General features: G+C 57.3%; 16 protein-coding genes. 3 read left to right on the forward strand and 13 right to left on the reverse strand.

What is annotated here, in order from left to right:
- Positions 1-31: 31 nt before the first annotated feature.
- Positions 32-1,666, forward strand: a complete 1,635-nt coding sequence (gene pruA / locus QGH30_06590; protein MDP7022000.1) for an L-glutamate gamma-semialdehyde dehydrogenase — start codon at positions 32-34, stop codon at positions 1,664-1,666.
- A gap of 12 nt (positions 1,667-1,678) precedes the next feature.
- Here the strand turns inward: pruA and QGH30_06595 are convergent, their stop codons facing one another.
- The 10 genes from QGH30_06595 to QGH30_06640 form a co-directional block, all read right to left on the reverse strand.
- On the reverse strand, positions 1,679-2,302 hold the full coding sequence (locus tag QGH30_06595) for a hypothetical protein (protein ID MDP7022001.1): 624 nt from the start codon (positions 2,300-2,302) through the stop codon (positions 1,679-1,681).
- Between the two features lie 71 nt (positions 2,303-2,373).
- A complete protein-coding gene (locus tag QGH30_06600) occupies positions 2,374-4,089 on the reverse strand; it encodes an ABC transporter ATP-binding protein (protein ID MDP7022002.1) in 1,716 nt (571 codons plus the stop codon).
- Entirely contained in the window at positions 4,086-5,876 is a 1,791-nt protein-coding gene (locus tag QGH30_06605) for an ABC transporter ATP-binding protein (protein ID MDP7022003.1), read from the reverse strand. The genes QGH30_06600 and QGH30_06605 overlap by 4 nt, the downstream gene beginning before the upstream one ends.
- Positions 5,877-6,016: 140 nt before the next feature.
- Complete coding sequence (locus tag QGH30_06610; GenBank protein ID MDP7022004.1) at positions 6,017-6,622, reverse strand: hypothetical protein; 606 nt, start codon at positions 6,620-6,622, stop codon at positions 6,017-6,019.
- A 199-nt stretch (positions 6,623-6,821) separates the two neighbouring features.
- Positions 6,822-8,033 (reverse strand): glycine C-acetyltransferase, encoded by a 1,212-nt coding sequence (gene kbl / locus QGH30_06615; GenBank protein ID MDP7022005.1) that lies wholly within the window; start codon positions 8,031-8,033, stop codon positions 6,822-6,824.
- Positions 8,034-8,042: 9 nt separating this feature from the next.
- The gene (locus QGH30_06620) at positions 8,043-9,014 is read right to left on the reverse strand and encodes an NAD-dependent epimerase/dehydratase family protein (protein MDP7022006.1); all 972 of its coding nucleotides are present in this window, start codon (positions 9,012-9,014) and stop codon (positions 8,043-8,045) included.
- Positions 9,015-9,152: 138 nt separating this feature from the next.
- On the reverse strand, positions 9,153-10,991 hold the full coding sequence (locus tag QGH30_06625; GenBank protein MDP7022007.1) for a FlgD immunoglobulin-like domain containing protein: 1,839 nt from the start codon (positions 10,989-10,991) through the stop codon (positions 9,153-9,155).
- A gap of 213 nt (positions 10,992-11,204) precedes the next feature.
- Positions 11,205-11,513, reverse strand: a complete 309-nt coding sequence (locus QGH30_06630) for a DUF971 domain-containing protein (GenBank protein ID MDP7022008.1) — start codon at positions 11,511-11,513, stop codon at positions 11,205-11,207.
- 1 nt (position 11,514) lies between these two features.
- Positions 11,515-12,582, reverse strand: coding sequence for an Mrp/NBP35 family ATP-binding protein (locus QGH30_06635; GenBank protein MDP7022009.1), 1,068 nt, complete (start codon positions 12,580-12,582; stop codon positions 11,515-11,517).
- A gap of 57 nt (positions 12,583-12,639) precedes the next feature.
- Complete coding sequence (locus tag QGH30_06640) at positions 12,640-13,278, reverse strand: TVP38/TMEM64 family protein (GenBank protein ID MDP7022010.1); 639 nt, start codon at positions 13,276-13,278, stop codon at positions 12,640-12,642.
- 313 nt (positions 13,279-13,591) lie between these two features.
- On the opposite strand from QGH30_06640, the gene QGH30_06645 reads away from it, so the two are divergent.
- Positions 13,592-14,731 (forward strand): right-handed parallel beta-helix repeat-containing protein, encoded by a 1,140-nt coding sequence (locus QGH30_06645; protein ID MDP7022011.1) that lies wholly within the window; start codon positions 13,592-13,594, stop codon positions 14,729-14,731.
- On the opposite strand, the gene QGH30_06650 is transcribed toward QGH30_06645, so the two are convergent.
- Positions 14,728-15,984 carry a M20 family metallopeptidase gene (locus tag QGH30_06650; protein ID MDP7022012.1) on the reverse strand — a complete coding sequence of 419 codons (1,257 nt, stop codon included), beginning with the start codon at positions 15,982-15,984 and terminating at the stop codon, positions 14,728-14,730. The two genes, QGH30_06645 and QGH30_06650, sit on opposite strands and share 4 nt — an antisense overlap.
- The gene (locus QGH30_06655; GenBank protein MDP7022013.1) at positions 15,981-16,922 is read right to left on the reverse strand and encodes an RsmB/NOP family class I SAM-dependent RNA methyltransferase; all 942 of its coding nucleotides are present in this window, start codon (positions 16,920-16,922) and stop codon (positions 15,981-15,983) included. The genes QGH30_06650 and QGH30_06655 overlap by 4 nt, the downstream gene beginning before the upstream one ends.
- Positions 16,923-16,967: 45 nt before the next feature.
- Between QGH30_06655 and QGH30_06660 the strand changes: the two genes are divergently transcribed.
- Complete coding sequence (locus QGH30_06660; protein MDP7022014.1) at positions 16,968-17,690, forward strand: DNA alkylation repair protein; 723 nt, start codon at positions 16,968-16,970, stop codon at positions 17,688-17,690.
- 13 nt (positions 17,691-17,703) lie between these two features.
- On the opposite strand, the gene QGH30_06665 is transcribed toward QGH30_06660, so the two are convergent.
- On the reverse strand, positions 17,704-21,213 hold the full coding sequence (locus QGH30_06665) for a C25 family cysteine peptidase (protein ID MDP7022015.1): 3,510 nt from the start codon (positions 21,211-21,213) through the stop codon (positions 17,704-17,706).
- Between the last annotated feature and the right edge of the window lie 152 nt (positions 21,214-21,365).

Below are 21,365 nucleotides of genomic sequence, written 5' to 3' on the forward strand. Positions count from 1 at the left end.
CTTGCCGGTGGTTCAATCACAGGAGGCAGTGATGGCGCACGGTATCTTCAAACTCCCCGAAGCAGTCAATGAAACGATCCTGGCCTACGCTCCCGGAAGCCCGGAAAGAGCTGAGCTGAAGGACAAGCTTGCTGAACTTGCTTCGAATACTCTCGACATTCCTCTTGTGATCGGCGGCAAGGAAATCCGTACCGGCAAGACCGCAAACTGTGTCATGCCCCACAATCATGGCCATGTTCTGGCTCGCTATCACCTGGCCGGAAAGAAGGAAGTGGCCGCTGCCGTGGCCGCTGCAGGAGAAGCCTGTAAGACCTGGAGCCAGATGCCCTGGCAGGATCGAGCCGCTATCTTCCGTCGCGCGGCAGACCTGCTTGCCAGCAGCCATCGGCAGACTCTCAATGCGGCCACCATGCTCTCGCAGAGCAAGAACGCCTTCCAGGCGGAAATCGATGCGGCCTGTGAGTTGATCGACTTCTGGAACTTCAACACGAAGTACATGGAAACGATCTACACGGAGCAACCCCCCATCAGCCCCCAGGGAATCTGGAACCAGTTGGAGCAACGCCCGCTCGAGGGATTTGTCTTTGCCGTTACGCCCTTCAATTTCACCAGCATTGCCGGCAACCTGCCCAGTGCTCCCGCACTTATGGGCAACGTGGCTCTCTGGAAACCCGCATCCAGTGCCGTTTACAGCGGCTGGTTCCTGATGGAACTCTTCCGGGAGGCCGGACTTCCCGACGGTGTCATCAACTTCATCCCCGGGCCCGGAAGTCTGGTCGGCCCCATGGTCATGGACCACCCGGATCTTGCGGGCATTCACTTCACCGGCTCGACGGCCGTGTTTCAGGGAATGTGGAAGACCGTCGGCGAGAACATTGCCAAGTACAAGACCTATCCTCGCATTGTCGGAGAGACCGGAGGCAAGGACTTTGTCATCGCCCACTCAAGCGCGGATCCCGATGAACTGGCTACCGGACTCCTTCGGGGAGCCTTTGAGTACCAGGGTCAAAAATGTTCTGCTGCTAGCCGGGCCTACATTCCGAAGAACCTCTGGCCTCGCGTGAAGAAGAAACTGCTTCGCGAAATGGGAGAACTGCAGATGGGCGATCCCGCCGACTTCGGGAACTTCATCAATGCGGTGATTGACCGGTCGGCCTTCCGGGATATCAGTAGCTATATCGACTACGCCCGACGATCGAGAAAGGCGAAAATCCTGGCCGGCGGCGGCTGTGACGATTCCAGGGGCTTCTTCATCGAGCCCACTCTGGTCGAGACCACGGATCCCCATTTCAAGTTGATGGAAGAAGAGATCTTCGGCCCCGTCCTCACGGTCTATGTCTATCCGACGGGACAGTGGAAGCAGGCTCTGGAACTGGTCGACACGACCAGTCCTTATGCATTGACCGGCGCAGTGTTTGCGAAGAATCGTCAAGCGGTTCTGGAAGCACGGGAAGCGCTGCTTCATTCGGCCGGGAACTTCTACATCAATGACAAGCCCACAGGAGCCGTGGTCGGCCAGCAGCCCTTCGGAGGTTCGCGAGCCAGTGGAACCAATGACAAGGCGGGAAGCGCACTGAACCTTCTTCGCTGGGTGAGTCCGAGAACGGTGAAGGAAAACTTCCTGCCACCAAAGGACTACCGCTATCCCTTCCTTGAAGAGGACTAGGGATTCAGGGCATCACTCGGGTGACCAGACGATTCCAAGACTGAATCGTGATGACTCTGCATTGATGTCCCGGTAAGCATGGCTGTGGTTCCCGTTTCCTGCCTGAAGAACATTCCCCAGGGGCGCATCCTTGAAGGTGCTGAAACCTGATTTGAAGCGAAGATCCAGAACCCAGGACTTGCTCAGGCTGATCTCGATTCCTCCCCCAAGATCACTGTGAGGAACGGCTACAATGTCTGTGGTGCTTTGCTCTCCATCGAGAAGAATATCCGTCATGCTCCAGAATGAGAAACTCAGGTCACCGTAGAGCTTCCAGCGCCTTCCTCCATAGGGCAGGCGGATGCGAGCGCCGAAATCGACATGCCCGAAGGTCACCTTGTCGAACTCGGGAAACCCCCGGACTTTGAAGTCCGACTCATAGGCAGCGGCATAGAGCGTGAGCCTCTTGCTAAGTCGGTAGCCGAGCTTCCCGCCAACCATGAGGTCTGCCTCCATCGGCAAGAGGTCGAAGGAGAGGGTGGCGGCTCCGAAGTCCATGCCGATTACCCAGCCCCCGGCCGGGGGCTGCACTCGAGGCACCTCCGTAAGAGCCTGTGCCCCGCTTCCACAGATCAGCAGGAATGCAAACAGGCTCACGAAAAGTGTCCTATGTCGTAGAATGTTCATGCCTAATCTCCCTTCCTGATCAATCGAATGTTGCTCTGCTATTACGCCTCTGCATCCATCGCAAAGAGTTCCTGATAGCCCCGATGATCCCGTAGCAGATCCTCGTGCCGGCCTTCATGCAGAATCACTCCATCTTCTATCCATAACACCCGGTCTGCCCGCTTGGCCGTTGCATCACGATGCGTGGAAACAAGAACCGCTGCATCAGGGATCAGGGGACGCATCCGGTCCCAGAAACGGCGCTCTGTGGCTGCATCCAGCGCACTTGTCACATCATCGAGAACCAGCACCTTTGGATCGCCTGCCAGAGCTCGGGCAAGGCTGACCCTCCCCCTCTGTCCGCCAGACAGGTCGCTGCCCCCCTGCTGCAGTTTCCTCTCGGGCGAAAGCTCTCCTTCTATGGAAGCCGTTGCCATGGCGCGCTCCAGGGAATCCTCTGTCAGGAACTCCCTGCCAAAGCGAACATTCTCCCGAACCGTTCCCGTAAAGAGACGGGGCTCCTGGGGAGCATAGGCAAGATGACGGGCCCGGCTATCGTCATTCAGTTCACGCAGGGGAAGATCTGCGAGCTTCACCGTCCCTGAATCCGCCTCCTGAATCCCCATCGCGCACTCCAGAAGCGTGGTCTTACCACATCCAACCGAACCCACAAGAGCCACGGTTTCCCCGGGGCGGAGGTCCAGCGAGATTCCCTCCAGAAGCTTCGTGTCTTTCTGGTGGCGGAAACGAAGATCCGAAAGGTGAAGCACCGGATGACGATCGCGAAGAGATCGTTCTCCGCGAGGGCTTTCTTTCTCCTTCTCCACCTCCAGCAGTCTCTCAATGGAAGTCTTCGTCACATTGGTAGAAACAAAGAACCAGGAGATCGTCCAAAGCGGCATGGTCAGCCCGGAGAGGTAGGCCACAAAAGCATAGAAATCTCCCAGAGTGAACTCCGGATCCTTCACCACGAAGTAGCCACCGAGGAAAAGAACCACGATCAGGCCCGCCTGATTCATCAGTGAGAAAATCCCCTCCAGAATGGCCTGCAAGCTGATGACCCGCTTTTCCGCCTGCTTTCTTCGCAGCAAAACCCGATCGAGCAGTGTTGACTGCGCCTGCTCCATTCCAAAACCGAGGATGATGCGCGATCCGGAGAAACTGCTCTCCAGTTGTTCGACCGTCTCACTGGTGGCCTTCTGTCTCTCAGCGTAACGCTTCTGTTGCATGCCCTCGGTCTTGGCGAGAAGCCGGACGATGATCGGAAGCGGCAGAGCCGAAGCAAGGCTCAGTCGCCAGTCCAGAGCAAACATGATGGACAGGGAAAAGACCAGAGTCAGGATCGCCTCAATGGGTCGAAAGATCCCGGAGCCGCTGTACCAACCGATCTTCTCGAACTGGTCAATGTCGTCGGTCAGCCGGGTCACCAGATCACCCGCGGGATACTTCATGTAGAATCCCTGAGGTTTTCGCAGAATTGTCGCCGCATGCTTCATGCGAACATTCAGGGAGTTCGTGAAGTTCAACCAGGCCCGGGTCGAAGGAAGAACGGCCTGGGTAAGCTCCCGAAGAAGGCCGAGGCCCAGCAAGGCCAGCACCCAGTTCCGCGCTACCTCAATGTTGAAGTCCTCGGTCAGGGCATCGATGATGAACTTGAATATCACCGGGTAGAGCGTGCGCGTCAGGATTCCCAGAGTGGTCAAAGCGAAGAGACCCGCCATGAGGCCGCGGACCTGTTTCCAGTAGGGCAAGAGCCAGCTGAGGACAAAGCGTATCATTGCGGATCCTCCCCGGTCTGGAGCCGCACAAGGTCGGCATAATGCCCTCCCGCTTCCATCAGCTCTTCATGCCGTCCGGACTCGCAAATCCGTCCATCCTCAATGACCAGTATCCGGTTCGCCCTTCGAATTGTTGAAAGCCTGTGGGCAACCACCAGGGTCGTTCTTCCCTCGGTCAGTGTTTCCAGGGTCTTCTGGATCTTTCGTTCCGTCCCTGGATCCACACTGCTGGTGGCCTCATCAAGAACCAGTATCTTAGGATCCACTGCCAAGGCTCTTGCGAAGGCCATCAACTGGCGCTGCCCGTAGCTGAGTTCCTCACCCCGCCCGACCATGACCGTGTCGTATCCCTTCTCCAGTCCGGAGATCAGATCATCAAGGCCTGCCGTCTGTGCAGCCTCTACCACGCGCTCGCGGGGAATATCCTCCCGAAAGGCGCGCAGGTTTTCAGTCACACTGACGGGAAAGAGAAACAGATCCTGAAAGACCATGCCGAAAAGCCGTCGCAGTTCAATCGGGTCAAAGTGCCGGAGATCCTGTCCATCCAACAGCACACGGCCCCGATCCGGATCCATGAATCGACAGGCCAGATTCACGACACTGCTCTTTCCACCGCCCGTTGGACCCACCAGTGCCAGAGTTTCGCCGGCCTTCAACTGGAAGCTGATGTCACGAAGAACCGGTGTATCTTCCTCGTAGGAAAAGTCCACCTTTTCAAATCGAATCTCTCCCGCGTCACGGGGCACAGGAACAGGATCCCGGGGAGACGGGACATCGGGGCTGCGTTCCAGTGCCGCAAAAATGCGATCCGCGGCACCGCCGGCGCGCTGTATCTCCGCCAACTGCTCACTGAGGGCAATGATGGGCCAGTAGATTTGCGCGATGTACTGGGCAAAGAGAACCAGTGCACCCACGGTGATCGTGCCTTCGCCGATCCAGCGGCTTCCCATCCAAAGGGCGATGACCGTCATCACCACTTCCAGAAAACCGAGTCCATGAAAAAACCCGTACTCGATGTAGCCCAAACGAATGATGAAGCGGTTGTAGCCCAGGTTCTCCCGACGGATCTTCTCTTCTGCCCAGCCCACTTGACCGGCTGCCTGAAGGAAACGGGCAGAGGGAACCATCTCGGCAATCACACCCGTCAGTTTTGCGTAGAGAGAGCGCTCCTTCCGAAAGCGGGGGCGCATCCAACGAAAGAGAAACAGGGTTCCCCCCACCATGACCGGAACCACCATGACAGCCACCAGAAAGAGCCTCAGGTCCACACTTGCCAAAACGGTCATCGCGCCGAGCAGAACTCCGAGCGCACTCAGGATGCGCATCATCATCGTGCTGGTCAGGGCAACAAGCCGCTGGGAATCTGATTCGATGCGACTGACAAGAGTCCCCGTCGGCAGTTTCGTCAGCCAGAGAAGACCCAGATCCAGAAAGCGGCGAAAGAGATCGCGCTTGATCCCGTTGACAGCCTCTACGCCAGCATGCCCGAGCAGGACGGTCGCAGACATTGTGGCAAGACCGGAACCGATCATCAGGCCGAGATAGGCCAGCGCCGTGCGGAACAGCGAAGACAGATCGCCGGAAGGAACATCCACGTCAATGATATGCTTGAAGAGCAGGGGCTGGCCAAGAGTCATGGCAACCGCGACCAGGGAAAGCAGGAAGGAGACTCCAAAGGCCAGGCGGTGTTCACGGACATAGGGAGCCACTCTGCGAAGCATATCCCAGGTGGGCAGCCTGCCCTGCAGTTCCTTGTCATCGAGTCCGTGACTGTCGTGCCACCACATTGCTCAAGCCCCTGTTCGGAAGAACTCAGGGCTACACAAGGTGGCCCGGGAAGTCAAGAATTGGTGCTGAGAGCCCACGAAGCCGCACAATAAAAAGCCCCCGCCCAAGAGCGGGGGCTTCGATGCTTGACAGTATCTAACTAGAAGATCGCCTTCAATGAACTCCAGGTCGCATTCTCCGTGGCGGTATCGCCTTCAGGAAGAATGACCGTGGCGTGATCGGGAGCGTCGACAGTGATGTCATCGACCCAGACCGTGTCGCCAGCACTGGAGTAGGTGCGAACGTGAATCACAATTCCGGTGTGACCAGAGACGGACCATGTTTTGTTCGCCTCATCCCAGCCTTCTCCCGGACCATAGTCGGACTGCCCGCTGGCAGATCCGTTATAGCCGGTAATGTCATCGGGATTGTCGTTCCAGTTCGCCCAAATGCGGCAGGAAGGTGCCGCACCCGGAGTCGTATCATAACGGAAGAATGACGCAAAGACAGAGTCCCCGTCCTGCAGGCCCTGGACCCAGATCAGGTAGGCCTGCGGAGTGGAACTGGAAGCATTGTCGATGCAGCGAAGGCTGTAGTCTCCCGAGTGAACGGGATCCGGGGCGCCAACCACTTCCGCGATGATTGGAGGTTCGCCATTACCATAGTAGCCCAAAGGCAGCCCGCCATCTTCGAAACCGTAGGTGAATACGGCTCCCCAAGCGGTGACAGCCACGAGCATCAGAGAGGCGAAGAGCACTTTCTTCATAAGGACACTCCTGTTTGCATAACGTGATGTCTGATCCTGTTTGCCCGGAAAGACCTGTGCGCACAAAATGGCCCCATCGGACTATTAGATAATATCACAGAATGGAAAGCGTGTCAATTCTCGCGAGGCGCGCAAGTTGTTACGCCAAGGCAGGTACAAAAACCCCAGCTCCGTTTCGGGAGCCGGGGGATCGAATTGCCTAGGCGCTGGCACCCTGTTTGAGAACTCCCAGCTCAAGGCCCACCTTGGTGAAGGCGGCAATGGCCTTGTTCAGTTGCTCGCGATCGTGAGCAGCGGAGATCTGCACCCGGATCCTCGCCTGTTCGCGGGGAACCACGGGGAAGAAGAAACCGATCACATAGATGCCCTCTTCAAGCATCCTGTTCGCAAAGTCCTGACTGAGTTTTGCATCACCCAGCATGATGGGAACGATGGGATGCACGCCGGGAATGATGTCAAAGCCAGCGGCCGTCATCTTTTCGCGGAAGTACTTGGTGTTCTCCTCGGTGCGGTCCCTGAGTTCCGTGCTTTCCATGAGGATTTCCACGGTCTTCATCGCAGCGGCCACCATGGCAGGAGCAAGCGTGTTGCTGAAAAGGTAGGGACGACTGCGTTGGCGCAAGAGGTCGATGATTTCCTGGCGACCGGTGGTGAAGCCACCGGAAGCTCCTCCCATCGCCTTGCCCAGTGTGGACGTAATCACATCGACCCTGCCCAGAGCTTCACAGTGCTCGACACTCCCGCGTCCTGTGGCGCCAAAGAAGCCGGTAGCATGGGAATCGTCCACCATGACCATGGCACCGAACTCATCGGCAAGGTCACAGACCTTGTCCACCTGCGCGACAATGCCGTCCATGGAGAACACGCCATCGGTGGCGATCATGATGCGTTTTGCACCATCAGCTTTGGCCTGTTCGAGCTGCTTGCGCAGGTCTTCCATGTCGTTGTTGGCGTAGCGGTAGCGCACGGCCTTGCAGAGGCGAACTCCATCGATAATCGAAGCGTGGTTCAGGGAGTCGCTGATGATGGCATCTTCCTTGTCCAGCAGGACTTCAAAGAGCCCGGCATTGGCATCGAAGCAGGAACTGTAGAGAATGGTATCCTCGCTACCGAAGAACTCGGCAATCTTCCCCTCCAGCTGCTTGTGGATATCCTGGGTTCCGCAAATAAAACGCACCGACGAAAGACCAAAGCCGTGGGAGTCCATGCCATCCTTGGCGGCCTGGATGATGCGATCATCATTTGCCAGTCCCAGATAGTTGTTCGCGCAGAAGTTCAGCACTTCTGCACCGGAGTCCAGTTGGATTTCCGCCTTCTGATCGCTGACGATGATGCGTTCGCGCTTGTAAAGCCCCGCTTCCTCGATCTCGGCCAGGGTGTTTTTCAGTTCCTCACGTACCTTGTCGAACATCGCATCCTCCTAGGCGTTCGCCAACAGTCCTTGTTCGTGCTTTCTGCGAAGAGCGGTCAGCATGTCCTCGGTCATTGCATCCAGATCGTAGCCGGGTTTCCAGCCCCATTCCTTGCGTGCAACACTGTCATCAATCGAGTCGGGCCAACTGTCGGCAATGGCCTGGCGGAAATCCGGTTCATATGTACAACTGAACTCGGGAATGTGCTTGCGAATACTCTCCGCCAGTTCCCCGACGGAAAAACTCATCGCAGCCACATTGAAGTCATTGTGATGTTCCAGATTCTCCAAAGGCGCTTCCATCAGGTCGATCGTCGCCTTGATGGCATCGGGCATGTACATCATAGGAAGCACCGTGTCCTCGCGCACGAAACACTCATAGCTTCCCTTGAGAACCGCGTCGTAATAGATAGCCACGGCATAGTCCGTGGTGCCCCCGCCAGGAAGTGTCTCGTGGCTGATGATGCCGGGATAGCGAACACCGCGACAGTCCAGTCCAAAACGTTTGAAGTAGTAGTCTGCGAGCAGTTCGCCGGCCACCTTCGTCACTCCATACATGGTCTTGGGCTTGAGAATGGTGTCATTCGGAGTGTCAAGAAGCGGCGTTTCCGGGCCGAAGGCCGCGATGGAACTGGGAACAAAGACGCGCGTCAGTTCCCGCTCCACCCCGATGTCCAGAATATTCTTCAGGCCATCCATGTTCACAGACCAGCAGAGCCAGGGCTTCTCCTCGCCAACAGCTGACAGGATCGCCGCCATGTGGTAGATGGTGTCGATTCCGTACTTGTCCATGACCCCTTCGACCGATTCCTTATCCACCACATCGATGTACTCGAAAGGACCGGACTCCAGGAGCTCCTTGCTTGGCGCAGTCTTGCGCCCGGTGGCCAGTACGTTTTCCGCGCCATACTTCTCTCTCAGGGCCATGATCAGCTCGCTGCCGATCTGTCCCACTGCCCCGGTGACAAGGATCTTCTTCATTTCCCCGGACATGCTCACCTCTCCGAAAGGGTTTCGATGACCCCTCGAAAGTACTCAAATCAGACTGCGGAATCAAGAATCTGTAGGGCATGAAAAAGCCTCCCCGAAAGGGGGAGGCGGAGAAGGAAAGTCATGTTCCTACTTGAGAAGGAGCATTTTCCGAGTTTCGTTTCGATCTGCTGTCTGCAGTCGGTAAAAATAGAGGCCGGAACTGACTCTCTGGCCGGATTCATCGCGCCCGTCCCAGCTTACGATCTGCTGACCGGCTTCCTGTTGTCCGTTTCGAAGCACCCGAATCTCACGGCCTTCGACATCATAGACCACAAGGCTGGCCGCCACAGGATCGGAGAGCGAGAAGCGAATCTCCGTCTTCGGATTGAAGGGGTTGGGGTGATTCTGGTGGAGCTTCACAGCAAGCGGAACATCCGGAGTCGAGGTCATGTCGGGGATCAGCCAGTTGATGATCCTCTGCATCACCTGAGCACGGTCGGTTGCGTTGTTGATCGCTTCGTAACCGAAGGCAAAGTACACAACACGGTAGCCATCGTCTGCCTTGACGGCTGCATTGCGATAGCTGTTGTAGGTGAAGATCGCGGACGAACCATTGCCATAGGGATCAATGTCGCTGGGGTACTGCTGGTTGTTCGCACCGTCACCGCCAATGATGGTCAAGTCTATGCCGTCGCTGATCTCGTCCCCGGCTACACCTTGCAAGGTGTAGTCGTTCGTGTCATCGGCGACATAGGTAGCGTGCAGAGTCTCCCGATACCAGGTATAGGCAGCACCACCCTGGTCATGGAGTTCCCAGCCGATGTCCTGCCCGGAAGCAAAGAGCGCACCTCCCGATTCCAGGTAACCCGTAAGAGCTTCCCGATCTTCCGGAGTGAAGGTCGGGAAGGCCCAGCCCACATTCCAGATGACTGCATCGAAGTGCGACAGGATTTCCGCACTCACCGGAGTGGAATTGCGATCCCAGACACCGTAGCTGCGCACCGTGGTTTCCAGAGCCGCCGTGAAGTAGTCCTCATAGCTCTCGGAACCGTCGTCGTCGACGACAAGGACATCCAGACCCTCCGTAAGGTAAGTGTAGGAGAAGTCGCGAGTCGTTCCTCCTGTTGCCGATGTGATCGACATGGTGGCCGAGCCGAAGCCCAGGTCCACTACATCCAGTACCACATGGAAACTGGCGGAAGCTCCCGGAGGAAGGGTGATGTCGAGGCTTGCGAACTGGTTTTCCCCGTCCGTAAACCAGCCGGACCAGCCGACAGGAAGAGACGAAGTGTCAAACTCGATATGGTAATCGTCCTGCAGGGTCCCCGTATTGAAAACGGCAAAGTCCCCGCTGCTCCAGGAACCACTCTGGCCCACCACCACACGATCGCCGAGGGTGTAGAACCGGAACGAGTAATCGGGCTGGGGGTAACTCGTCGTGGACTGGTAGATGTAGCCGTCAGAGTCGCGTTGCACAAAGGCCACAATGCGAAGGTCGTCGAGCTTCCAGTCGGGATTCACGGCAAAATCCTGTGTGAAAGTTTGGCTTTCGCCATCCTGGGAAACGGTCAGGGCCGTGTCCTGAAGCATGTCCCGAAGCACATCCGTGTAGGTAGTGCTTCCATACACCAGATTGTTCTCGACAACATAGAGACGCACAAAGGTGTTCGAGATGTCGGCAATGTCATCAACAACATCCACCTGGATGCTGACCGAAGGAGAGCCGGAGAAATTGAAGTTCGTGATCTTCAGCGCAATGGGACTGGAGTCATCCAGGATTCCCAGAACCAGAGGGTCGTAGGTAGCGCCCGTGGCTGTCGTTGTGCCACCGCCCACGACATGATCCACGCCGCCAAAGACACAGTCGGGGATGCCGCCCATGCCATAGTAGTTGCAACGGTCATCAGCGTCCGGACTTCCAAGACCGCCGCTGGTCTGCATCAGTCGAACCGCATCGAACTCGACACGGTCGTACCGGGACTTCATGACTTCCAGTCCCTGGTACGCTTGAGGGCAGTAGGTTCACCAGGTGGCAGCACCCAGTTCCGCGAGTGCTGCGCGGGGAACCGGGGCTGCATGGGCGGGGATGAAGACAAAGAGCAGGGCAAGACCCAGCAAGAAGCGCAGGGGTTTCATGCTTTCCTCCTGTAAATGGGGTTCCGTGAATTATAGCACGCAGAACCCCGGAAAGCCATGAAATCACTGTCTGTCGGCGAGTTCTCTCAGTCGGTCAAAGCTGTAAATGCCGGTATTATGCCCGTCACTGAACGCGATCTGGATGGCATATCGCCCGACTGCAGTGATCTGAAGGGGATGGACATTCTCCGGAACTGATTCCGGGGCAAGAAGGGCTGCCCCGGTCATCTCCTCCACGCAGGAAGCGCAGGCGCAGGCCAGGCGCAGTTGTCGCGCCCCGTAGACCACGGTGACTCCGTCTTTCCAGGTGATGGAAACATCGTGTTCGCCGGAGCGAGTGATCTCTGTGGGCGTGATCTTTTCTTCGTTCATATCAGAAACTGATCTTCAGGGACTGCTCATCCATCGCACGAATGCTGGCCTGAGCTGCAACCTGGGAAGCGATCGCTTCAAAAGACTTCGAATGGGGACTCTCCGGTTCACTGATCAGAATCGGCACACCGGAATCCGACTGCTCACGGATGGCGGTAGCCAAAGGAAGTTCCCCGAGGAAAGGAAAGTTCAGCTTCTCGGCTGCATCTCTTGCACCTGAATTGCCGAAGATTTCCTCTCTCTCGCCACAGTGAGAGCAATGATGGTAGCTCATGTTCTCCACCATTCCGAGCACAGGGGTTTTCAGGGTGCCAAAGAGACTGATTGCCTTCTTTGCCACCTTGAGAGCCACATCCTGGGGCGTGGAAACGATCACGGCACCGGTCAGGGGAAGTTTCTGGCAAAGACTGAGTTGGATGTCGCCCGTGCCGGGTGGAAGGTCGATGATCATGTAGTCCAGTTCCCCCCACTCGACATTGCCGAGAAACTCGTCGATCATTTTCACCAGCATGGGGCCACGCCAGATGACGGCCTGGTCATCGTCGAGGAAGAAGCCCATGGACATGACTTTCACGCCGTGCCGCTCGGGAGGATGAATCCTCTCTCCATCAATCTGTGGCGGGCTTGTAATTCCCATGATCGTGGGGATGCTGGGCCCGTAGATATCCAGATCCATCAGCCCGACCTTTGCGCCGCTCTTTGCAAGGGCTACCGCCAGGTTAGCGCTGACAGTGCTCTTGCCCACACCACCCTTGCCACTGGCTACGGGGACAAGATGCTTCACTCCGGGCAAGGGCTTCATTTCGGGCAGGCCCTGAGCCTGTCGAACCTGGGCCGTCAGGGTTAGCTCCACGCTTTCCACGCCCTCGACCGCCCTTACCGCGTTTTCCGACTGCTCTTTCATCTGGTCTTTCACCGGGCAGGCCGGTGTGGTCAGCTCCAGATCGAAGCTCACCTTTCCACCGTCCATGTTCAGGTTCTTGATGAATCCCAGGGAAACGATGTCGCGACCCAAGTCGGGGTCCATCACGGAGGAGAGTGCTTCCAGAATCTGGTCTTTGGAGGGCATGGTATTCCTTTCGGTGGCTTGCAAGAAAAGGACTCATCGCAATTCCGGCAAGGTCTTTCAGGAGTCGGAGTGCTTTCGGAACACGCGCAGGTGACGGCGCGCCCAGGGTAGAAGAGCCAGAAGAATCAGCATTACCAGCACAGGAAGCCACCAATCCCGCCAATGGAAACCATCCTGCAGGCCTCGCGTCAGCGCATCGGCGCCCACCACATAGAAGACCGTGCCGGGCATCATGCTGAGGACGGTCCAGAGAAGGTAGGTGCGAAAGCGCAGTCGGGTCAGTCCGAAACCGAAGTTCAAAAGGGCGAAAGGAATGACAGGAAAGAGCCGGGTCAGGATCACTACCAGGGGACCATTGCGTTCTGTGGCTCGTTCCAGACTGCGGAAAATCTCGCGCCCCGACAGCCTCCTGCTTACGGCATCTCGAGCCAGGGTTCTTGCCAGAAGGAAGGAAATCGAAGCCGCAAGGGCAGAGCCGATCGTTGCGAGAATAAAACCGAGAACTGGTCCGTAAACAGCACCGGCCAACAGGGGGAAGGGAACTCCCGGCAGAGCCGCGGCACCGGCTAGGGCAAAGGCGAGAACATAGACCAGCATGCCCTGTAGCCCGCGGTCGAGGATCCAGAGTTTAAATTCCAGCAGGTCTCCCCCAAGACCCAGATGCCGGGCGAGCAGGGTGAGAGTAATGATCAACAAGGGAAAGAGAAGGAGCCGAATTCTGCGCCAGCGCCTTCTCCATTGAACTGCGGTTCTTGAATCCATAAGAGGAATCTAGCAAGAGATCACAGTGCGGGAAAGCCGGAATGCATAACTTCCCCATTAGACAGTAATAAAAAGAAAACGGCACAGAGTTTCCGATCGAGCCTCCTCCTTCCATCCTGCACCCGAAGAGTCTTCATCGTTTCGCTTCGCCCATTCGACAGAAACCGGGGAACTGCTCCGCAACTGGAATGCGAATCTACTGCGTGCTATACTTGTTTTCAGGTCTTCGTCGTGCAGAAAGGCGTCCATGCGTACTGCATTTCAAGTTGCACTCATCCTGATCTTCTTCCTGGCCATTCCGGTTCTGGCCACTACCTACATGGTGCTTCCTGACGGAAGCGGCTTCTTCCCGGACATCAAGACGGCCATCCAGAACACCTGGCACGGAGATCTCATCCTGCTTGGCGATGGCACTTTTACGGGACCGATGAACTGCGATCTGGATTTCGGCGGGAAACTACTCAGCATCGAGTCGGCCAGCGGCAATCCGGAGAACTGCATCATTGACTGCGGTGGCAGCCCCGCCGAGCCGCACCGGGGTTTCTGGCTTCACACCAATGAGGGAGCCGGCTGTCTGATTCGCGGCATCACGATCCGCAATGGCTATGGCTACGGTGCGGGAATCTACCTTGCCTATGGAGCAAGACCCACGATCCAGAACTGCATCATCGAAGACAATCACGCAGGCGATGGCTCTGGCGGCGGCATTGCATGTCGGGAGTTTTCTGCGCCCACCATCTCGAACTGTATCATTCGAAACAACACGGCCGAATACGGGGGCGGCGTCTACATCTTCCAGTCCTACCCGAGTCTCAGTTCCTGCGACATTATCGGAAACGAAGCCTATTACCTGCAATCCGGAGTCAACGGTTCCGGCGGCGGAGTGCGCATGGACTGGTCCTCTCCCGATTTCACGGATTGCCTCATCGCCGACAACCACTGCGGAGATCGGGTGGGAGGTCTTGCGGCCTGTCAGTCCAGCCCCACGCTGGTCGGATGTACTATCGCAGGGAACTCGGCTCCCAATGATGTCGGCGGGTTTGATGGCATCGAGTCACAACTGCATCTGGAACGGTGTCTGATCTGGGGGAACCAGAGCGACTTTGGAATGAATGATGTTCGCGTGGGGGTTTTCAGCGTGATCTACTTCGACACCTGCGACTGGAATCCACTCGGCACCCGTATCGACGGAACCATGGTCGACTTCGGAGGGAATCTCAATCTGGATCCCTGGTTCTGCGACTCCGGTGACTGGACCGTGCAAGGCAATTCGCCCTGCCTGCCGCCGAACAACTGGAGCGGTGTGCTGATCGGCGCGCGCGGAGAGGGTTGCCCGGATCCCGCAGTAGAGCCAATGAACTGGAGTGTGCTGAAGTCGCTTTTTTAGCGATGCAGTTGATCCCAAATCAGTTCACATGCCAACTGAATGCCCGTACCGATGGCCTCTTCCGGGGGATCCAGATCGGCGCGGTGCAGGGTCATCTCCCGGTCATCCCTGCCAATGCCAAGCCGGAACTGGAAACCGGGAACCCGTTTTCCATAATAGGAAAAATCCTCGCCCCCCATGGCCGGCTCGTAGAGAGTCTCCCTCTCCGGGCCCAGAACCTTCCGAAAGACCTCGCGACACTGATCCACCAGTTCCGGATTGTTGTAGCCGGCCGCCGTTCCGAAGTAGTAGAGCAGTTCCGGTTCCGGTGCACCCGCCGCCTCGGCAAGTGCCATCACCCTGCGCTCGATCATCTCGCTGAGCGCCTTTCTGGTTTCCTCATCCCGGCTTCTTACCGTCGCCTCCAGGACAACTTCGTCGGGGATCACATTGCTCTTCCTGCCACCTTCAATACGCCCCACTGAAATCACACAGGGATGATTCACGCTGACTTCTCTTGCAACGATTGACTCGAAGGACAGAACCATTTTCGCTGCCAGGCTCACCGGGTCAATGGCCTTGTGAGGGTAGGCTCCGTGGCCTCCCCGCCCTTTTACGGTGAGCTGAAATCCATCCACATTCGCAGACGAAGGCCCCGGGCAGGAACCCACACTTCCAAGAGGAATGGTCGGATGAACATGAAGAGCCAGGGCACACTTGGGCAAGCGTCCTTCTTCAAAGAGACCTGCCTCCAGAAGCTGCAACGCACCCGCTCCGATTTCCTCCGCAGGCTGGCAGATCAGCATCACCGAGCCGGGCATCTCGTCGCGCACTATCGAAAGTGCGCGCATCATTCCAAGAGCGATTGTCATGTGCAAGTCGTGCCCACAGGCGTGCATCACTCCGGCGCTTCGTCCACCAGACAGCGTATCCACTCGGGTGCTGGCGAAGGCGAGACCGGTGTTCTCGGTGACCGGAAGGGCATCCATGTCCGTGCGCCAGGCCACCAGCGGACCGGGCTTTCCACCGTGGAGGATTGCCACGAGACCAGTACCCCAATCCCCTTCGATCAATTCCACTCCCGGGATCTTCTCCAGGCGAACTTTCAGAAACTCCTGCGTGGCAAACTCCCTCAGGGAAAGCTCCGGATTGCGGTGAAGCTTCCTTCGCTCGAGAACCGCAGAAGGTCGGAACTCTTCCATGATCCCTTCGAAATCGGGAGTGGCCGAGGCAAGAAGAGGCAGACAGAGAAGTAGCAATAATCGACGTGTCATGATTCTCCCGAGTCCTTGGTTTTTCGGATCCTTGCAAGAAAAAAGCCTTCCCATAAATCGTCGGGGACAATGCGGCAGGCTTTTGAGATCCGTGGATCCAGTTCGCGTTCGCGCCAGTGTAGCAGTCCCGGTCGCCGGGAGTCCAGCGGGAGCTCCAGGCTCTCGATCTCTGCGTTCTTTTCCCACTTCAGCAAGTACTGGAGAACCAGTTCGTTCTCCTCCGGCGCATAGGTGCAGGTGGAGTAAACCAGAACTCCTCCCGGCTTCAGCGCGTGAAAGGCCGACCGAATCAGCCTTTTCTGAAGAGAGACCATCTCCCGAATCTTCCGGTTACTCCAGTAGCGAGTGCTCTCCGGTTCACTCTCGTGAAATCTGCCCTCGCTTGAGCAGGGCGCGTCCAGAAGGATCCGGTCGAAATGCTCCGGATGCCTTTTCGCAAAGCGGATCCCGTCATCCAGCCGTGTTTCCACTTCCAGCTCGCCCTGGTTCTTCAGGTTGTGTTTCAGGCGAAAGAAGCGGCCTCGAACCTTCTCCACCGCGGTCACCCTTGCCCCGCTTTGAGCCAGTTGCAGGGTCTTGCTCCCGGGAGCGGCAGCCAGGTCGAGAACTTCCTCCCCCTCCCGGGCAGCGAGAACCAGCGGAGGGATCATGCTCGACGGATTTTGCACCCAGAGCTTTCCTTCTGCAAAGGCGGCCGTCTCGGTCAGCGCGCGGCGCTCTTCTGCAGGAACTCGATAGGCAGCAGGGGGCCAGTCGAGGGCTTCAGGATGCAGCCCCGCGGACTGCAGTTCCCGGACCAGCGCATCGCCCTGACACTTTCGGGGGTTCGCGCGAAAGACCGTTTGTCGCGCTGACTGATAGCTGTCAAGAACCCGGGCGAGATCTTCCCCAGAGAAGATCTCACTCAGTCTTTCGATAAATAGCTCGGGCAAGGGCATGAGGAACCCCTAGCAGGAATTGCCCGCTTCGACTAGCCTTCTTCCATGAAAGATCTTGTGCAATTCGTCCAAGGGGAACTGGAAAAGCGAGCCGACCCTGAGAAGGCCGGTCCCATGGCTGCCTACATGAAGACCCGGATGCCCTTTTACGGCGTGCAGAAGAAGGGGCGGGACGAAATCGCGCAAGCTTTTGCCGACTATCATCCCAACTCGCTTCAGGACTACGAGAAAGTGGTTCTCTCTCTCTGGTCACTCCCCCACCGGGAGGAAAAGTACCTCGCCATCAACTTTGCCATTCGCAAGAGTGATTTCATCCAGCCCGCCTCCCTTCCTCTTTATGAGAAACTGATTCGCGAAGGCGCCTGGTGGGATTTCGTGGACAGCATTGCCATCAGTCTGGTGGGCGTCGCACTTCGGGAAAACCGGAAGCTCTGGAAAAGTATGGACCGCTGGATCGAGGATGAGGATTTCTGGATTCGACGAACGGCGATCCTCTTTCAGGCGCGATACAGAAGCGACACGGATGAGGACCAACTCTTCGACTACTGCCTTCGCTCGGCGGGCGAAAAGGAGTTCTTCATTCGAAAGGCCATCGGCTGGGCACTTCGCGAGTATTCCTATGCCAGGCCAGAGAGGGTCAAGGGCTTCCTCCTTGAGAACCGCGAGCTGCTCTCCGGACTCAGCTATCGGGAGGGAGCCAGGAAGCTGATCCGCGACGGTCTCATGAAAAAACCCGCACCCCCAAAGAGGCGCGGGTCCAAAGCCTGATCCATAGAACAGACTATTTCATCAAGACCATCTTCCTGCTTCGAGTCTGCCCCTCCGATTGCAGTCGACTGAAGTAGATTCCGCTGGGCACTTCGCGACCCGCATCATCACAGCCAAGCCAGTCGACTTCATGGATTCCCTCTTCCAGGTCACCGCGAATCAGCGTGGCAACCCTGCGACCCCGAACATCGAAGACGGAAAGTTCCACTTCCGCCGAAGCGGGAAGCTCGAAGGAAATCCGGGTATTCGGATTGAAGGGGTTCGGCCAGTTGTACCCCAGGGCAAGCGCCTTGGGACTGGCAGCCTCTTCGCTGCTGGTTGCATCGAAACGGAAGACCTTCAGGAAGACATCATCCACGGCCGCTTCGATCAGCGAACCCGGAGACTGGTCGTCTGCGATGAAACGAACCTGCACGGTAGCAGTCATCGGGACCAGATCGGCCAGTTCGAACTCGAAGTAGTTCCAGCTGTTCGCATCGTCCTGGGTGTGCTCGAGAGCCAGCCAGGAGTTTCCATCGGAACTTACTTCCACAGTCCACCAGTCCTCGGACGGATTGTTGCCCCAGGCGTTCGTGTACCAACGCCAGTAACTGAAGGTGGCAGAGCTGGCTCCTTCCAGATCAAAGACCGGGCTGAGGAGCGTGGTCTTGCCTCCATCGACATCATTTTCTCCGGCGCTTCCCCCCACGCTTCCCTGTCCGGTGACGAAGCAAAGACTGCCATCGGCCGAGTGATCGTCTTCAGGCTGAATATCGTGGCCTCCATAGCTCGTGCCGATGGGATCGACCCGGGTCCAGATCCCGCTTGGCGCGTCGTCCCCGGGCGATCCCACGGTCCAGCCCTTGTCTTCTTCGAAGTCATCAAACCAGCCACCGACAGGAAGCCCAAAATCGAGGGTGCAGGCGAACCCTCCGTCGCCCTGGATTTCCAGTTGAAGGGCGAGATCCGCAGGCTCGGGGAACCCGGAACTCACACTCAACTGGAAGTCACCAATCGGGGAAGAACCACCGCTGGGAACCAGGAGACATTCCCCGAGAGCATCGAGCACTGTGGCGTCAGGATCCGAACAGAGCAGGGTGGCACTGAGGCCCGTGGCATCGGACAAGCCCGAATTGCCCAGTTCCACCTGCAGATAGAAAGTCTCCCCGGCGTCTGCTCCGCCGGAGGCATCCCCGCCCACTCCATCGAGAACGGTCAGAGTGCCGGTCGAAAGAAGGGGAGCCTGGGCGGAGAGATGGAATAGCATGTCCCAGTCGCCTTCATTGGAACTGACCTGAAGCTGGAAAGCGATCATGTGGCCATTGGGTACTTCTCCGGAAACCAGGACCTCAAAGGGATCCACACAGGGACTGCTCGCACCGGAGGGAATGAGCGGCCAGGTACTCGTATCCCCCAAAAGAGTGACATAGGGATCCGTAGAGGAGAGAGTTCCCTCTACTCCGCTTGCAGAATCCACGCCCACATTTTCAATACTCAGGCGAAGGCCGGCCGTTTCTCCCTCATCCAGTTCTCCATCATTGTCTCCTGCGGCATCGAGAACCTCGACCGAGGAAAAGACAAGATAGGCCCCGTCGGGAGGAAGAACGGTCACATCCTCAATCGCCGTCACCCGGTTGTAGGCCGTGACGGTGAGAGTGAGTGTCATCGGATCCTGGGGCGGATCGGCAATGGAAATGAGAGCGTTGCCGCTTCCGTCAGCCAGAGCGGAACCGTAGAGAAACCCGTTGGCGTAAAGGGCGCAGAGAGCGCCGGCTTCTCCCGTACTCAGGGAATACTCGTTCATCCCGATGAGCAGCACTCCACTGTGGCTGAGAGTCATCGTGCTGGCGGCCTTGCTTCTTACGGCCAGCGATGGATCGCCGAAGATCATCCAGTTTTCAAACTCGTTCTCCCCGGAAGAACCGTATTCGTCGATCATCTGGCAGGACCCGTTGAACCAGAGTCCGCCAATGGTCCGCATCTCATCGTTGACCAATAGGTCGATCGACTCGTCCTGCGCGCACATGGGAGGACTCCAGGACTGGCTGATATAGGACATGTAGGCGGCAATCGCCCCGGTGGGCGCGCCGTTGTGCGTGGCACGCAACCAGGCTTCCCCAAAGCAGGTGCCTCCGCTGAAAGTTCCATTGTTGCAGGCAACGCTACTAATGAAGGGCAGCATGTTGTCGTTGACAAGAGCGTTGACATTGCTGTTGGAGAAGCCCGTGCTTCCCCAGGATGTCACCGAACCGTGGCCCGTGTAGTTGACAATGCCGCGACCCTCGTTCAGTCCATTGGTCACCATGGTGGCTGTGCCGCTGGGGTCGTAGATCTGGTCTACGCCGAAGTAGCCGTAGTTGAGCAGTTTCTGTCGAATTACATCCTCGTGTTCATTGTCGTACTCATCGTCATCGCCGGGGCCCTGGTTTGAAGCCACGCCCATGCCATACTGCGGCCAGACAGCCCCTGCGGGAGTGTCTCGTTCATAGGTGATGCTCCGCTCCACCTGGGTGTTCACATGGCTGGCGTTTTCTGCAGAGAATCTTCCCACGAAGAGATCGGGATAGCTGTCCCCTCCTGCAATGAGGGAGTAGCAGGGATCCGAACCGCTGGAGTGGCGGGGAAGCTGTTCATTGTCTCCTACAAGAAGTACATAGGCGGGATGCCAGTCGTTGTAGGCCGCCGCGATATAGGAGTCGATCTGCGAGTAACTGGACCCCGTCTCGGAAAGCCCCACCATTCGGGCATCGAAGCCCTTTTGCAGCTTCCATTCGAGGAAGACCTGCATGTTCGGAAGGAAAGCATCGTAGGAAATGATCAGCAGACCACCCTCTTCGAGAACCGCAGGGTAACGATCGGGGGAAAAGTTCAGGAAGTGGCTTGCATAGAGCTTTTGAAACTGGGAATCCATGACTTCGAGTGAAGCATCCCTTTCGAGGACATTGATCCTGCCCGGTCCCGCATCGCGAAGCTCGATGAGCAGACGGGTAGCCACCTTCAGCTTGCGTTCCGCAGGAAACACCCGGAAGGGATTGGCTTCCACGACCATGCCGCGAAAGTCGCGGAGAATATGAGGATCCTCTGCCCGAACACCTGCCACGGGCCAAACTCCGTTTCCGGAATAGAAGGAATCAAATTCGTAGGGAACGCTCGCAGGATCCACCGATCGGGGCAGGTGCCCCTTGGAAGGCAGAACCGGGAAATCCGCGATCTCAATGAACTCGGATTCCAGAACCCGAAGCTGCATGGCCCGGTCATCCGGGATGAGCAGAGCCCGGCGAACTGTCGGCAGTGAAGGCAGGCCGGCTACTTCAATTCGGCCTTCCCCTTCCAGGGTAAGCCGGTTCCAGGTTTCTCCCTGAATGGAAACCGGCTCATACTCCAGGCCCCCGATCCGGATTTCGAAAACACTCCGGCTCGCATCGGATTCCAGGAGTTGAACCTGCAGGGCCTCTCCCCCGAAATCCATCCATTCGGCGAAGGCAGGCAGGGTAAGCAAGGAAATGCTAAGTATTGCCAGGCAGACGATGGCAAATTTGGACATGGTATCTCCCGTTTTGGTGGATCCGGGAGCCTTTGCCTGGCATTCGGAGGAGTCCAGACAATCCCGGACATGCCCAGTATAGCCTGTTTATGACCTTGAAATCAAGAATTCGGTAGGGGCACAAAAAAACCTCCGGGATGGTCCCGGAGGTT

The organism is Candidatus Krumholzibacteriia bacterium (genome assembly GCA_030748535.1).
Taxonomy (GTDB): domain Bacteria; phylum Krumholzibacteriota; class Krumholzibacteriia; order JACNKJ01; family JACNKJ01; genus JASMLU01.

What these genes read in the sequence shown, in the direction of transcription:
- QGH30_06600 (MDP7022002.1), bottom strand. Translation starts at nt 4,089, where the DNA reads ATGATACGCTTTGTCCTCAGCTGGCTCTTGCCCTACTGGAAACAGGTC.
- QGH30_06635 (MDP7022009.1), bottom strand. Translation starts at nt 12,582, where the DNA reads ATGCCCTCCAAAGACCAGATTCTGGAAGCACTCTCCTCCGTGATGGAC.
- QGH30_06655 (MDP7022013.1), bottom strand. Translation starts at nt 16,922, where the DNA reads ATGCCCTTGCCCGAGCTATTTATCGAAAGACTGAGTGAGATCTTCTCT.
- QGH30_06660 (MDP7022014.1), top strand. Translation starts at nt 16,968, where the DNA reads ATGAAAGATCTTGTGCAATTCGTCCAAGGGGAACTGGAAAAGCGAGCC.
- QGH30_06650 (MDP7022012.1), bottom strand. Translation starts at nt 15,984, where the DNA reads ATGACACGTCGATTATTGCTACTTCTCTGTCTGCCTCTTCTTGCCTCG.
- pruA (MDP7022000.1), top strand. Translation starts at nt 32, where the DNA reads ATGGCGCACGGTATCTTCAAACTCCCCGAAGCAGTCAATGAAACGATC.
- QGH30_06630 (MDP7022008.1), bottom strand. Translation starts at nt 11,513, where the DNA reads ATGAACGAAGAAAAGATCACGCCCACAGAGATCACTCGCTCCGGCGAA.
- QGH30_06625 (MDP7022007.1), bottom strand. Translation starts at nt 10,991, where the DNA reads ATGAAGTCCCGGTACGACCGTGTCGAGTTCGATGCGGTTCGACTGATG.
- QGH30_06645 (MDP7022011.1), top strand. Translation starts at nt 13,592, where the DNA reads ATGCGTACTGCATTTCAAGTTGCACTCATCCTGATCTTCTTCCTGGCC.
- kbl (MDP7022005.1), bottom strand. Translation starts at nt 8,033, where the DNA reads ATGTTCGACAAGGTACGTGAGGAACTGAAAAACACCCTGGCCGAGATC.
- QGH30_06620 (MDP7022006.1), bottom strand. Translation starts at nt 9,014, where the DNA reads ATGAAGAAGATCCTTGTCACCGGGGCAGTGGGACAGATCGGCAGCGAG.
- QGH30_06610 (MDP7022004.1), bottom strand. Translation starts at nt 6,622, where the DNA reads ATGAAGAAAGTGCTCTTCGCCTCTCTGATGCTCGTGGCTGTCACCGCT.
- QGH30_06665 (MDP7022015.1), bottom strand. Translation starts at nt 21,213, where the DNA reads ATGTCCAAATTTGCCATCGTCTGCCTGGCAATACTTAGCATTTCCTTG.
- QGH30_06605 (MDP7022003.1), bottom strand. Translation starts at nt 5,876, where the DNA reads ATGTGGTGGCACGACAGTCACGGACTCGATGACAAGGAACTGCAGGGC.